A 13749-nucleotide genomic window follows, 5' to 3' on the forward strand; every position below is an offset into this window, starting at 1 on the left:
AGAGACCGAGCTCATTCAATATCTAAGATGCACAACGTTAATTTAAGTAAAATTGCATAAATCCATGATTTAAAGCGTGCTCAGAAATCAGTTGTTAGACAGACTGACGTACGGATCTGTGAGGGCTTGCAGGCTCAACCTCAAATAGGTAGGCCTGCATTCTACTCGACTCGTTTGTTGACAATGATCAAGGTACTATTAAATTATAAGACTGTAAATATTAATCATTAAAGGTTACATTTAAGATGTTGGAATTGAAGTCAAGAGGTGAGATAAGGATTGGAGAACAAGGTTTTTAAAGTTAATGTTCTACTGAATTTTCTACTAGCACTTTTTCCCACACTTTAGATAAATTCAATTTTAGAATCTCATTGCGATTAAGCTAAAGGAGTACGATAGCTTGAAACATCAGGAACGGCAGCCGACTTAATTGAACCGGCTGCCGTTTTTAAGCTATAGGGCAGATTAGTTCCAATATGTGTTAATATGGAGTTGTCAGCGAGCAGACTTTAGTAAAGGGAAATTATGTACTTCGAGTGGGAATGGAGACTTATGGGATGAGAATGTATACAGACCCTAAAGGCGAAGCTTACGAGCAGGTAATAGATTTGGCGATTCGGAAGTCGGAATGTTTTGTGCTTGGGGAGAAAATATGGAATCCGGCTGATGTGGTACGGGGCAATTACACAAGCGTATTGGAAGCGTTGGAACCCTACCTGGTGAAGACAATCGTAATTCAAGGCGATAATATGGATGAAGTTATACAGATAAGAAATACCTATCGCAGTCATGCCTTTTATACCGCGGGAACCTACTATTTTTATAGATGCTGCGAAGAAAGCGGGAACCTACTGAAGCAAATGGCAAACCGCCTATCGGATTGGATTTATCCAAACCTGCCGGAAGACTTGTGTTTCTTGAAAGAAGGTGGCGGAGACTACCTTTACTCCGTTGTGCATGAACATATGTATGGTATGGAAGTAACTGAGGAAGAAGCAATCGAACTAATGGATCAGATTACAGGTCTTTTTTTGGAATTAAAGTCTCACAGTGACCTGGATTGTCTGCTGGATGATGCCATTAAGCACAAGACCGATTGGTTGTATATAAGCGGACATGGGCTGACTGAGCTCCCTGAGCGAATCCGGGAGCTTACAGAGCTGCGTGACCTAGAAATTTTTGAGCAGGATCTTTATCGTCTACCTGAAGGGCTATTCGAGTTAAGCAAGCTTGAACGTTTGAAAATCCTGACGGCTGATTTGGAGAGTATTCCCGCCTCTATAGCCAGGCTGAAGAACCTAAGAGAGCTTTGCATATATTGTGCGAGCTCGGATCGACCGACATCTGGGTGGCGGGCAAAGCCGAAGGAAGAGATCAGCCTAAACTGCATCCCACCGGAGATTGGAGAGCTAGAGCAACTGGAGCAGCTTACGATTCAATACACATCGATCCATGAGCTACCGTTCGAGCTAGAGAAGCTGAAGAACTTGCGAATCTTGGACTTAGGAATGTGTATGATCAATCATAAGCCTGATTTCCTCAATGGTATGAAGCAACTAAAATACATTAATGTGTCATAGGATTCGTTATGGGAAATGATTGAAATAGAACAGTAGCTTAAATAATGGGCAAATGCATTAAGCTACGGGTACGTTAGTTCATAAGCACGAAGAGACGGCAGCTGGTGAAGTGGCTGCCGTCTTCTCAATTAACTGGCAGGTTAGTATGAAAAAAGTTTTTCTTCATGGTCAGGTGTTATATGTTAATATTTGGGTGGGTCATTGATAAAAAGATTTCCAATGAGGAGGAGAAGAGGTCAATGTTGAAACGGATGCCATTTGAACGTCCAACCGAGCATTATGATGAACGGATCATTAAAATTGATGAACAAATTTGTGCATTGTTGAAGCATCGGAAGGAACTTTCTGACAACAATCCTGGTTTTCCACCATTTGAGTATATCTCTCAATGGGCAGAAACTTTTGAACTCTACGAGGATTTTCTGAAAGCCTTTTTTGGAATTTTTAGCAGTGAAGAACATTTTAAACCAGTGGTTGAACCATCAGGATTTAGAAAACATATCTCAGTGCTAAAATCAGTTGAAGAAGGGGATTTCTTTTACACACTAAACTCAATAAGTAAGCGTCTAATCCGAATAAACCAAAACAATCCCCGTCAGCCTACAATGGTCAGCGGGGATTTTATCTTTTTTAAGAGATCGGAAACAAATACGATTGAAGCACGATAAACACCTCTTGATTTATGAGACGATCCGAACCTGCCGGATGAGTACGAATGCTGCTACTATAAGCTAAATATCGGCAAACTCAAGACGACACCGTCTGTCTGACCACATAGGAAAGTCTAATTTCGCTAATGCATTAAAGCGAGATGGACTTTCCTATTGGCGAATAAACCTTCCTTTGAACGCGGTCGCTCATCTTCGAAAAGACCTCGATAGAGGTTTATCTCACAAGCCTCGGGCATACATATTCTCGAAGAGCAAGTAAACCGAGGAAGCAGGAGTGACGTCAATGAAAATATGGATCGCTCGCGACAAGGATACGCTCAGAAGCATTGCCGAAGAGCATCATATTCCGGCCGAACATCTTATCGCTCTTAATCCGCATATCCACGAGCCGGACCGGCCCATCGCCGGGTATACGGTCCGTTTGCCGTCTTCGACGGGATCCGCCACGTCGACACCGGATTCAGCCGCATTCATACCGGAATCTGGCCCCACGGCATCAAGCCCCGCACGAATGGCGCCGGAGTCCGCCGGCCCGGCCCCCGGTTCCGTGCAAACCGTGCCGGAATCCGCCGAGCTGGCACCGGAAGCCGTTCCATCCGTACCGACTACCGCCGGCCTTCCGACTTGCCCTTCGGACCCGGTACCGCCACTCTATAATTGGTTCCCGCTCACGCCGCTCTCCGAAATGGCGGACCGGGAATACGACGTCCTGATCGTCGGCACCGGCGCAGGGGGCGGCGCGGCTCTCTGGCGGTTCTGCGAACGTTGGAGAGAGCAAAATCTGCGCATCGGCATCATCGACCGCGGCGACCTGCTCCTGCCGACGCACGCCCGCAACCTGCCGATGATGACGACCGAGAGGCTTACGCGGTACTTCGTTACGGTTTCAAGGCCGCTGCCGGGGGCGGGTACGGATTACCCGGGGGCGAGACAGCTTTTTACTTTTGGCGGAAGGACGTTGTTTTGGTACGCGTTCGCCATCCGGATGAACTTCGCCTTGCTGCCGGAATGGCCGGTTCCCCTCCATGAAATGGAGAGCTACTACAACATCGCCGAACAGGAGATGAACGTGACCAGAGCGTTTACCGAGGATGCGACGTTTACGGAAATTTTGCTCAACCGGCTTTGGGAAAACGGCTTTTCGGGCGCGGGACATATTCCACTGGCGGCCGATCTGGTGCCGAGCGTTTACGGACAGATTCATACCGACGTCTTCACCAGTTCAATCTCATTTCTGTCCAGGGCGCTTAATATCCGGCCGTTCGATCTGGCGGTGAACGCGCGCGCCGTGGAAATCAAGCACGAGGGAGGGAAAGTGACCGGCGTTCAAGTGATGACCCCGGATCGAACAGCCTACACCCTCAAAGCGAAAACCGTGGTACTCTCGGCAAGTACCTTCGAGACTCCGCGGCTGCTGCTGCATTCGGGCATTCGCAATCCGGCACTCGGCCATTACCTGATGAATCATACTTTCGTTCAGGCGACGGGAATCATCGGGCGGGCGAAGTTCCCGTTTCCGCTCGGGACGCTTGGCATTATGGTCCCTTCGAATCTTCAACGGCCCTATCTGCTGCTGATGGCCGGACCGGGCAACTTTTACTGGTATCAGCCGACCGAAGTAAGGCCGTTTGCCGTGGAAGAATCGGTGCTGTTTTTCGGCTACGGCCAGGTGTCTCCCCGGTACGAGAACCGGATCACGCTGAACCCTTTCCGAAAAGACGCTTACGGTGTGCCGGAAGTCGAAGTGCACTTCTCTTTCAGCCCCGAAGAGCAGAGGATCATCGGCCAAATCGCGGAGGGCATCAGGCGGGTGTCGGAAATCACAGGCATCCGGCTGACTCCCCTTAATGAGCGGCCGACCATATGCCTGACGCCTGCGGGAGATCTGCACCATGATTCCGGTACGTGCCGGATAGGGAATGACCCGCTTACGTCGGCCGCAGACCAATACGGCGAAATTCGCGGCGTCACCGGGCTGTTTGTCGCGGACAACAGCGCTTTGCCCTTCATCGGTGCGGAAAATCCGACCCTGACGACCGTGGCGCTGGCGATCCGCACGGCGGATTATATCGCCCGTACACGGGGACGGTAGGATTCCGGCCAGCTCCTCTGACAACGAAAGGTCCTATTTGGGGCCTTTTTTTGTATCTACCGGGGTCCCCGAAAAGTAATCGGATTAAGCTTCGTAGGTTCACGTCATTTTTTGGGGATAATGGCATCCTCGCAATCTATCAAAAATAAACGCTAGAAATATGCTTCTGGATGATAGCGACTCTCTTTAAAGATGAATATTTTGATGTTAAAGGAGTTGAGCATATTTGGCTAACGACGCGAGTGGCTGGATATTCGGGGATATAGTCAGGAAAAACTCTCACAGTTATCAGGAGTGAGCCGGAATACAGTGAGCACACTTTGTTCAAACACCGAATATGTGCCGAGCGGAAGTATCATGCAGAAAATATTGAAGGCCCTTCGGGAAGTGGATCCTTCCGTCAGGGCCGATCAATTTTGGGATTTGTAAACGCCGGGTATACAAGAGGCAAGAGACGAGATGTCGAAGCGTCGCCTCCGCATGCTTGCTTCACGCGACGCTTTATGATACCCGTATACATTACCATTATTCCGGCTGTTTTCTTTTATGCTTCGTGCTGCAAGTATGATTAGAATCGGCGCAGATCTTTTTACCAAAGTGAGCTCAAGCGCTGCAAAATAAGATCAAAACCGCTTGCCTTTCTTTATCTATTTTAGGGAATGGGACCAATAAAAGCTGCTATTCGATCTAATGCTTCTTGTACGGTTGTCGGATCAGGATCAACCCAATCTGCTGGATTCGCAGGAGTGTAAGAGATCGGTAGAGTAATAAAGCGAATCCCGTCTCCCCAAGTGTAGTAAACATTCTGAAAAGTCAAGAGAAATACCGATATAAACATGGTCAAATACGTCAACGACTCTGCTGGAGCTAGCGGCGTAGCAAAGGTTGGTAGATTTAAGAACATAAGCTAATCTCACTCTGCCTCTGGGCGAGTTTATTAAACAATAAGCAAAATATCGGTAAACTCAAGAAAGCTTGTCTATCTCATAAGTCCTCGGCATACATATGCTTATAGATTGCTAAATAGAGGAAATGGGAGTGACGCCAATGAAAATCTGGATCGCTCGAGAATGGGACACGCTAAGAAGCATCGCTAATGAGCATCATATTCCGACAGAAGATCTCCTTGCTCTTAATCCGCACATCCATGGACCGGATCAGCGCATCGCCGGTTATCCCGTCCGATTGCCAACTACACAGAAATACAGCCGGCCCCAAACGAGTTTCGCGAACCTACCGATTTGTCCGACGGACCCCGTAACGCCCCTCTATCATTGGTTTCCGCTTACTCCGCTAGAGGAAATGGCTAATCGGGAATACGATGTCCTGATCGTCGGCACCGGCGCCGGAGGCGGTGCCGCTCTCTGGCGGTTGTGCGAGCGCTTTAGAGGGCAAAATTTACGCATCGGCATCATTGACCGCGGCGACCTGCTGCTGCCGACGCACGCTCGCAACCTGCCGATGATGACGACGGAGAGGATTACTCGATATTTCCATACGGTATCAAGGCCGCTTCCGGGGGCCGGCCCGGACTATCCGGGGGCCAGACAGCTTTTCGCTTTCGGTGGAAGGACGTTGTTCTGGTACGCGTTTGCGATCCGGATGAACTTCGCTCTGCTGCCGGATTGGCCGATCCCCCTTGACGAGATGGAGAGCTTCTATAACATCGCTGAACAGCACATGAATGTCACCAGAGCGGAGGACGCAAGCTTTACGGAAGTATTGCTGAACCGGCTTTGGGAACACGGCTTTTCGGGCGCAGGCCATATACCGCTGGCGACTGATACTTTGCCGAGCGTATTCGGGCGAATTCACACCGATATATTCAATAGTTCGGTATCTTTTCTCTCCACTGCGCTTAATATCAGGCCATTCGATGCGGCAGTGAATGCCCGTGCCGTGGAAATCATGCACGAGGAAGGAAAGGTAACCGGTGTAAAAGTGATGACTCCGGATAAATCCGCTTACACGCTCCAGGCGAAAACCGTCGTTTTGTCGGCGAGCACGTTCGAGACCCCGCGGCTGCTGCTTCATTCGGGCATTCATCATCCGGCGCTAGGCCATTACCTCATGAATCACTCCTTCGTACAGGCGACAGGAACGATCAGCACCGAACAATTTCATTTTCCGATGGGGACGCTTGGTATTATTGTTCCTTCTGCTATCCAAAGGCCCTATCAGCTGCTTATGGCCGGACCGGCCACCTTTTACTGGGTTCATACTACAGAAATAAGGCCGTTCGCTTTGGAAGAATCGGTGCTGTTTTTCGGTTACGGACAGGTGAATCCCCGGTACGAAAATCGGATCACCCTGGATCCATTCAAAAAAGATGCGTACGGCGTTCCGGAAGTCGAAGTGCAATATTCCTTTAGTCCGGAAGAGAAGGCGGTCATCGGGCAATTGGCAGAAGGCATCGAGCGGGTTGCATCGGCAACCGGAATACGCCTGACTTCCCAGAACGGCAGACCGCCGGTCTGCTTGACGCCTGCGGGGGACCTGCATCATGATTCGGGAACGTGCCGGATCGGGAATGACCCGAGCACTTCGGTGGCCGATCAGTACGGTCAAGTCCGCGGCGTCTCAGGACTGTTCGTGGCCGATAACAGCGCTTTGCCTTACATCGGAGCCGAAAATCCGACGTTAACGACAATAGCGCTAGCGATCCGAACCGCGGATTATATTGGTCGGACATGGAGTGGCTAGGGGATTCTTTTTTGAGTAGTAACAGGATAGATAGCTCTTGCCTTCACGTAGGTACTCTAGACAGCGGCTCAGCTGTGGTCGGTCAGTCTTTTTGCCGGTCATTTTCTCTTGATATACTTTCTTGCATCCTGCATCTTGGAGCGCATCCAGTTGTAAATCCAATGTTTGCTCTTCAGTGGACACCCGTACATATCTGATTTTAGCCATGTCCGGAAACTCTCCTTAGTCTAATGAAGACACATATTTTTATTGTTAGTGATATTTATATTTATATTTTAGGGGACCTGATTGATACTAATCTTCAAAAAAATATAGATACACTAGGACTGATACTAGTATGCATTTTTGGCTATAAAATCTTTAAATTGGTTCCTAGGGAAGGTTAAGGGACGGGTACGATAGCACAATAACAACAGGCTGCAGACATTATCGGCAGCCTATTCAGCTAACTGGCAGGTTAGTGACAATGGTGATCGGGCTTCCGATATTTTTGGAAGCCCGATCTTAGAGGTGATGTCAATCGTACCATTTTTCACCCCACTGGTACATGAAGTCAAGCATTGGAACCAGTGATTTACCTTTCTCAGTTAGGGTATATTCGACTTTTGGCGGCATGACATTATATTGTTCTCTATGGATAATTCCATCTCCCTCCAATTCCTTTAACTGTTGGCTAAGAGTTTTATGTGCAATTGGCGGTAAGTATTCTTTTATTTTCCCATATCTGATCACTTCTTCTTTTACTATGAAAAACAATATAGCCCATTTCCACTTTCCACTAATCACAGACAGCGTGTAAAAAATGGGACAGTTAACTTTTTCGTTATTACAATTGTCCATAATTCGCTCCTTTACTAACTTTTTGTTTAGAATATAACAATATTGTGCGTACTATATAATTTTACAACAAAAAGTTATACTCTGCTTAACATCAAGAAGGGCTGCGAAAAATGTTAAGGGAGAAGATTAATTATGGAATACACAAAAAAGATCATTCTAGTAACAGGTGCTACTGGTCAACAAGGAGGAGCGACAATCCGCAATTTACTTGCAAATGGTAACTGGTCCGTTAGAGCTCTCACCCGTGACCCAAACAAACCTTCGGCAGAAACATTGCGGAAAGCTGGGGTAGAAATTTTTGAAGGTGATCATGACAATCCTGATTCGTTACTGGAGGCTATGCAAGGAGTATATGGGGTATTCAGCGTTCAACCTACAGAATTCTCCCCAAACATATCACCGGATTTTAGCTACGAAGACGAAGTTAGATTTGGAAGAAATGTAGCAAATGCGGCGAATAAGGCTGGTGTTCAACATTTTATTTACTCATCGGTAAGTGGAGCGGATCGATTAATTGGCGGACGAAATTATAGTAAATGGGAAATTGAAGAATACATTCGAAACCTTGATTTACCACTGACAATTTTACGTCCGGCTTGGTTCATGGATAATTTCTCCGATCCACTCTTTGGACTTCAAACCGGCCAACTTTCAACTGCAATAAAATCAAACATAAAATTACAACTAATCGCTGTTGAAGATATCGGTGCATTTTCAGCCTTAGCTTTTGAGAATCCCGAGAAATACTTAGGCAAAACAATTGAAATCGCCGGGGATTCTTTGACTCCCTTGGCTATTTCGAACGCAATATCGCGTGCTATCGGAAGAGATATTCCCTATGTTGAGATTCCAATCGATACTATTCGTCAAATAAGTCCAAGTGGTGCAAGGACGTTTGAGTTTATTAATAATGAGGAACTCATAATTGATATTGCTGAAGTCCGGAGGTTACACCTCGGGTTGTTGACTTTTAATGAATGGTTGGAAAACATAGGTAAGACAAAGATGGAGTTACTGTTCGCTTCCGAGCATTAAGGGATTCAGTTGAAGCCAAGTCATTAAGCTAACGAAGAACGATAGTGAAATTAAGCAGACAGCCGTGGCCGTCTGCTTTTTGGTACATTAATTTTGGGGTGAACCTTATGCTTACAATCATGTTTTATGAATTCACTGAGACGTAATCTTTGCGTTCCAGTCGATACGGTAATCGTATATCCACGCTAGCGACTGTTTACTTGCGGCTTTCAAGAAGTGGGGGAGCAGCAGGTCTCGGAAAAATACTTGAACCCGGTTCGTCGCATGCTTGCGCTAACCGATCAAAATATTATATATCATTGGGTGCATGTTGTAAACTAAATTTATCCATAAAATGAGAATAAATGGGAGGTTTTTCACAATGAGATTTTTATTTAGCGTATTAAAGAGAATTGTAGACAATCAATCTTTGAATCATGAATTATATAAAATAAAGGAATATGAACTTAGAGATTTTTTGAAGGTTGCTATAGCTAATGGATATATCGAAGTTAAAAAAACAGGATTCCGCGATACTTTTGAGGTTACAGGCAAAGGTAGAGCTTTTCTCGATGACTTTAATCACTTGGATAAAGAACTTCCTGTAGACCTCGAAGAGTTACCTTATTGGGTTCGTTTTGAAGGCGAAGGATATCAACCTCCACAATCAGAGATTATCCAAAATGATCAGGAATCGAATTACATTTATAATGAGTGGACTCACAAATTACAATTAACTTATTCGTCTATCATCGGTAGAGGAGGTAAGTCTGCACTCTCGATCGATCCACCTGCTACTGAGAATGAAATTTTACAAGTAGAAGAAAAACTCAAATATAAGTTGCCAGTGTCATTTAGAAAGGTGCTCCTCGAATACTCTAGTAAAGTTTATTTTTATTGGGGGATTGAAGAAAATAAAGGAGCAAGAACATCTAATGGTATCATTGCAGGTGGTGGTTTTTTTGACCATGGGTTATGGAACATAGACAAGTTAGTTGAGTTTGATCATTACCGGGAGGACAATGAATTCCTCGACGAAAATGAGGAATATAAGTTATGGTCAAATTCATTAATTTTTGCCCTCAATGGGATGGGGGATTGTATTGGTATTGACATGAAATATAATATTGGAGAAATCGTATACTTACCACATGACAGTGATTCTTATGGTAGGAGATTAGGGAAGTCATTTGAATCTTTTATGGATAATTGGATAAACATCGGCTGTTCAGGATTGTTTATTAAAGAGCTGATCGGCTTTTCATCTGCAGGCATTCCGTATATCGATCATCGTTCGGCGAATGCTGTAATGATAAAAAATCAGTTGGGACTTGAAAATTGAACACCAATTATCTGAAGTTAGTTTTATACAATAAAAGACATATCATATAACACAAGGCTGGCGTGTAACAGTCTTGTGTTCATTTAAGGGGCATATTTATTGATACAATTTACGTTGCTTTGTGTTCACATCGTCAAAAAATTCGACAACACAGGTGAAGATTTGGAGGATTTGATCTCGATCGGGACGATCGGATTGATTAAGGCGATCGAATCGTTCTCGCCGAATAAGGGTACGAAGCTGGCGACGTTTGCTGCTCGTTGTATCGAGAACGAGATTTTGATGCATCTGCGTTCGCTTAAGAAGACGCGAAAAGATGTGTCACTGCACGATCCGATTGGCACGGATAAAGAGGGGAATGAGATTACATTGATCGATATTCTCGGCACCGAGGCTGACGATGTCGTGGATAAGGTGCAGCTGAAGATTGAAAAGAGCAAGATCTATAAGAATTTAGATATACTGGATGATCGTGAAAAGGAAGTCGTGGTGGGTAGGTTCGGGCTGGAACTTGGTGGTGAAGAGCGGACGCAGCGGGAGATTGCGAAGGAGCTGGGGATTTCCAGGAGTTACGTTTCAAGGATAGAAAAGAGGGCGCTCATGAAGCTTTATCATGAGTTTTACAAGGCGAAGCGTTGAGGATGATGAATCGCATACTTCATTCATTTGGGATCAAGTAATGGAGGCGATTTCCCGGTCAAGAACACCAACGATGTGCTGGAGGAGGAAATCGCCTACTGACAAAAGCTCATTGCCGTGCTTGATGCCGAGAAAGGCGTCAGAGAGCTTCCCAAGATAAAAGAACCGCTCAATCTGCCCAAAGAAACAGTCGAAGATGATCTTGAACATCTACGGATCTCGGAAGACCAGGATGCCTTGGTAGGACACAAGAATTCGGATTCTTCATTCTTCGGCTATAAAACGCATCTTGCCATAACCGAAGTTAACGAATTATTATAGCTGCCGTTGTCACGACGGGTGAAAAGAATGACGGCAAGCAGCTCCAGATGCTGATCGAGAAAAGCAAGGAAGCCGGTATGGAGGTAAAAACGGTAATCGGGGATACAGCTTACTCGGAAAAAGGCAACATTGTCTACACCTAAGACAGTGAAATTGAACTCATTACTAAACTCAACCCACTCATTACGCAAGGTGGCCGAAAGAAAGAAGATGAATTCCAGTTCAATAAGGATGCGGGTATGTATGTCTGCTAGACCGGTCATATGGCGATCCGGAAAGCGCGCGGAGGAAAGAAAGGTGTCGGGATAAACCAAGTCGATACGTACTACTTTGATGTGGAGTGATGCAAGAGATGCCCATTTAAGGAAGGTTGCTACAAGGATGGAGCCAAAAGCAAAACGTACTCGATTAGTATAAAATCCGACGAGCATACGGAACAAATGATGTTCCAATGAGAGCGAATACTTCAAAGAAAAAGCGAAGGAACGATACAAAATTGAAGCAAAGAACAGCGAACTCAAGCACAGGCACGGGTATGATGTAGCCACATCCTCGGGTCTATTAGGGATGGAGCTTCAAGGTGCTATGACCATATTCACGGTTAATCTAAAGCGAATATTGAAGCTGATGAAGTAAGAAACTAAACAAATAGACCTGTTTAAATAGTGAAAAGGCGACCCTAATCCCAAAAAACTGGGATTAAAGGTCGTCTTTTTATCTGTACCTCTTAGCTGATCCGAAAAACTACAAGTTCTTCAGTGGCCTCGTTCGATAATCGGGACTTTCTCAGGCTTTTCGATCGTCGTCCTCCCCTTGTTTCGAAGCGACCGTCGATAGTTGATCTTCGTCAACGTTGGGCGAATCTTACGCCAGCTGGCTATGCGCTAGGATCAGCAGAGTTATCAAAATAAAGGAAAGCAGCGGACAAGAATATTTGGAATGGGTCGCTTGCTGCATCATTCATCCCTCCTTCGCTTGATATTGACGCATTGACGAATCCCGATTTACCTACTGGCCGGCGGCGATTTTATCGGCGACCGTCACGGTGACATCGCTCTTTTTCCCGCTTCTGTTGATCAAATGGTCACCCGGTCTCCCAACTTGTGCGCTTTGAATTGGCCTCGAGCTCCTTGTCCGTCCACCGCGGTGATCACGTCATACGTACGGATTCCAGCGCGAAAGGCGCGCTCTTCGGATCGATTTGAGTCACGACGGTCCCTCATAGCCCCCAGTGACAGATCGCTGGTCCATACTTCTCGTTAACATCCTCATGGCCTACTCCAATGTAGGGAACCGGTTCTCAATAATAGTATGGATGCCGCCTATCGCTGATATAACGTCTGTTAGGAATCGGAATTGATACGCGTTAGTTTGGCATTGCTTCTCTTTCATTTATTCTCAATAAACGATATGTTCTTCATAATCTTGCCTATCTGTTTAGGTAAGACGCAAGCTGCAGGAAACGCGATGAGAAAGGCCGTTCCCCACGTGATCAGCCATGTTCCAAGCAACGCGAATTGGAATCCTACATTGACCAATACCATGAAAAATGAAATAATCGCAGACATGCTCAATGCCATGAGAAAAGCGAAGGTGATACGTTCGTATTTTTTATTGATTTTCAATGGAATTACTCCTCTCCAAAATGATTTGATCCATATCGAGCAGTTCCTCGTGGTGAATGGTCGCATGTGAAGTCAAAACAATACCATTCCCGGCAGGATCACGGACAAAACGAAAGTTACGAATAGATTCACCCGTGGTTTGCAGTAAAGCTTCATCATTAGGTGCGATTATTGAAAAATAACGAAGTCCAATTGCGGAAATATCCGGCCGCGGGCCGCCGCCACTTTCCCAAACATGAAATCCGAGATGATGGTGATAATCACCGGAAGCGACAAATACGGCGCCCGGGATTCGCATCGATACTTGAAAACCTAGATCTCGGACATAAAATTGCTCGGCTTGGCTAAGGTCTGAAACCTTAAGAAGAACATGGCCGATTTTCCTATTCGTTGCGATTTCGGGAGAGGCAGACTGTAATTGACGGCTCAAGTCTAAAAGCTCTTGTGCTAGCTCCTGGGAACTAAGCGGTCTATGCAGAACAAGCTCCTCCGACGTAAAATCGCGGGTAATTTCAATAAGAATGCCATCAGGATCGTTTACATATATCGATTCATTTACTCCATGATCCGTGATCATTCGAATGGGATAATTTCTTTCCAATATTCGTCCAAGATGCCGAGCAAGCTCAATCCGATTCGGAGCTAGTATAGCCAGATGATCGATTCCGGTTGCATTGGATTTTCTTTGAATCGCTTCTTCTTGCGCCAAAATGATTAACGGCTGCTCTGTACTAGTGCCCAAGACGGCGAACCGCTCGGTTTTCATTATTACATGGAGCCCGATAATAGAATGATAAAAATCAATCGATTTTTCCAAATTCGTGATGTTTAAAGACACATAACCGATAGGAAATGAAGAAGCCAATCGTTCTCTATTTTCATCGAAGATTTGTTCCATTTATACGTACCACCCTTCATTTGA

The 13749-nt window shown here is 45.7% G+C and carries 13 protein-coding genes and 2 pseudogenes; 9 read left to right on the forward strand and 6 right to left on the reverse strand.

The annotated features are described in order from the left end of the window. The first annotated feature begins 557 nt into the window (after nucleotides 1-557). The 4 genes from ICC18_RS31745 to ICC18_RS31760 all read left to right on the forward strand — a co-directional run bounded on the left by ICC18_RS31745 (nucleotide 558) and on the right by ICC18_RS31760 (nucleotide 4772). Nucleotides 558-1580, forward strand: a complete 1023-nt coding sequence (locus ICC18_RS31745) for a leucine-rich repeat domain-containing protein (RefSeq protein WP_188178418.1) — start codon at nucleotides 558-560, stop codon at nucleotides 1578-1580. Nucleotides 1581-1819: 239 nt separating this feature from the next. Further along, nucleotides 1820-2248 (forward strand): hypothetical protein, encoded by a 429-nt coding sequence (locus ICC18_RS31750; RefSeq protein ID WP_188178419.1) that lies wholly within the window; start codon nucleotides 1820-1822, stop codon nucleotides 2246-2248. Nucleotides 2249-2534: 286 nt separating this feature from the next. Further along, a complete protein-coding gene (locus ICC18_RS31755) occupies nucleotides 2535-4343 on the forward strand; it encodes a GMC oxidoreductase (protein WP_223193049.1) in 1809 nt (602 codons plus the stop codon). A 252-nt stretch (nucleotides 4344-4595) separates the two neighbouring features. Then, on the forward strand, nucleotides 4596-4772 hold the full coding sequence (locus tag ICC18_RS31760) for a helix-turn-helix transcriptional regulator (protein ID WP_376745682.1): 177 nt from the start codon (nucleotides 4596-4598) through the stop codon (nucleotides 4770-4772). 223 nt (nucleotides 4773-4995) lie between these two features. Here ICC18_RS31760 and ICC18_RS31765 read toward each other — a convergent pair whose 3' ends face one another. After that, nucleotides 4996-5247, reverse strand: a complete 252-nt coding sequence (locus ICC18_RS31765) for a hypothetical protein (RefSeq protein WP_188178420.1) — start codon at nucleotides 5245-5247, stop codon at nucleotides 4996-4998. A gap of 143 nt (nucleotides 5248-5390) precedes the next feature. On the opposite strand from ICC18_RS31765, the gene ICC18_RS31770 reads away from it, so the two are divergent. After that, a complete protein-coding gene (locus ICC18_RS31770) occupies nucleotides 5391-7046 on the forward strand; it encodes a GMC oxidoreductase (protein WP_223193050.1) in 1656 nt (551 codons plus the stop codon). On the opposite strand, the gene ICC18_RS34935 is transcribed toward ICC18_RS31770, so the two are convergent. Beyond that, complete coding sequence (locus ICC18_RS34935) at nucleotides 6999-7253, reverse strand: recombinase family protein (RefSeq protein ID WP_188178422.1); 255 nt, start codon at nucleotides 7251-7253, stop codon at nucleotides 6999-7001. The genes ICC18_RS31770 and ICC18_RS34935 overlap by 48 nt on opposite strands. A gap of 309 nt (nucleotides 7254-7562) precedes the next feature. After that, nucleotides 7563-7886, reverse strand: a complete 324-nt coding sequence (locus ICC18_RS31780) for a winged helix-turn-helix transcriptional regulator (RefSeq protein ID WP_188178423.1) — start codon at nucleotides 7884-7886, stop codon at nucleotides 7563-7565. A gap of 132 nt (nucleotides 7887-8018) precedes the next feature. On the opposite strand from ICC18_RS31780, the gene ICC18_RS31785 reads away from it, so the two are divergent. From ICC18_RS31785 to ICC18_RS31800, 4 genes and pseudogenes are all read left to right on the forward strand, one after another. Continuing rightward, nucleotides 8019-8921, forward strand: coding sequence for an NmrA/HSCARG family protein (locus tag ICC18_RS31785; protein WP_188178424.1), 903 nt, complete (start codon nucleotides 8019-8021; stop codon nucleotides 8919-8921). Between the two features lie 361 nt (nucleotides 8922-9282). Next, nucleotides 9283-10242, forward strand: a complete 960-nt coding sequence (locus ICC18_RS31790) for an SMI1/KNR4 family protein (protein WP_188178425.1) — start codon at nucleotides 9283-9285, stop codon at nucleotides 10240-10242. Nucleotides 10243-10359: 117 nt separating this feature from the next. Further along, nucleotides 10360-10881, forward strand: a pseudogene (gene sigK, locus ICC18_RS31795) (RNA polymerase sporulation sigma factor SigK); the annotation flags it as partial. Nucleotides 10882-10932: 51 nt separating this feature from the next. Beyond that, a pseudogene (locus tag ICC18_RS31800) lies at nucleotides 10933-11838 on the forward strand (transposase); the annotation flags it as partial. A gap of 440 nt (nucleotides 11839-12278) precedes the next feature. Here the strand turns inward: ICC18_RS31800 and ICC18_RS31805 are convergent. The 3 genes from ICC18_RS31805 to ICC18_RS31815 all read right to left on the reverse strand — a co-directional run bounded on the left by ICC18_RS31805 (nucleotide 12279) and on the right by ICC18_RS31815 (nucleotide 13725). Next, nucleotides 12279-12425 carry a hypothetical protein gene (locus ICC18_RS31805; RefSeq protein WP_188178426.1) on the reverse strand — a complete coding sequence of 49 codons (147 nt, stop codon included), beginning with the start codon at nucleotides 12423-12425 and terminating at the stop codon, nucleotides 12279-12281. 165 nt (nucleotides 12426-12590) lie between these two features. Further along, nucleotides 12591-12827, reverse strand: coding sequence for a DUF2798 domain-containing protein (locus ICC18_RS31810; RefSeq protein WP_188178427.1), 237 nt, complete (start codon nucleotides 12825-12827; stop codon nucleotides 12591-12593). Next, nucleotides 12814-13725, reverse strand: a complete 912-nt coding sequence (locus ICC18_RS31815) for a VOC family protein (protein WP_188178428.1) — start codon at nucleotides 13723-13725, stop codon at nucleotides 12814-12816. The genes ICC18_RS31810 and ICC18_RS31815 overlap by 14 nt, the downstream gene beginning before the upstream one ends. Nucleotides 13726-13749 lie beyond the last annotated feature (24 nt).

Origin of the sequence: Paenibacillus sedimenti, from assembly GCF_014534655.1 — a bacterium.
Taxonomy (GTDB): domain Bacteria; phylum Bacillota; class Bacilli; order Paenibacillales; family NBRC-103111; genus Paenibacillus_E; species Paenibacillus_E sedimenti.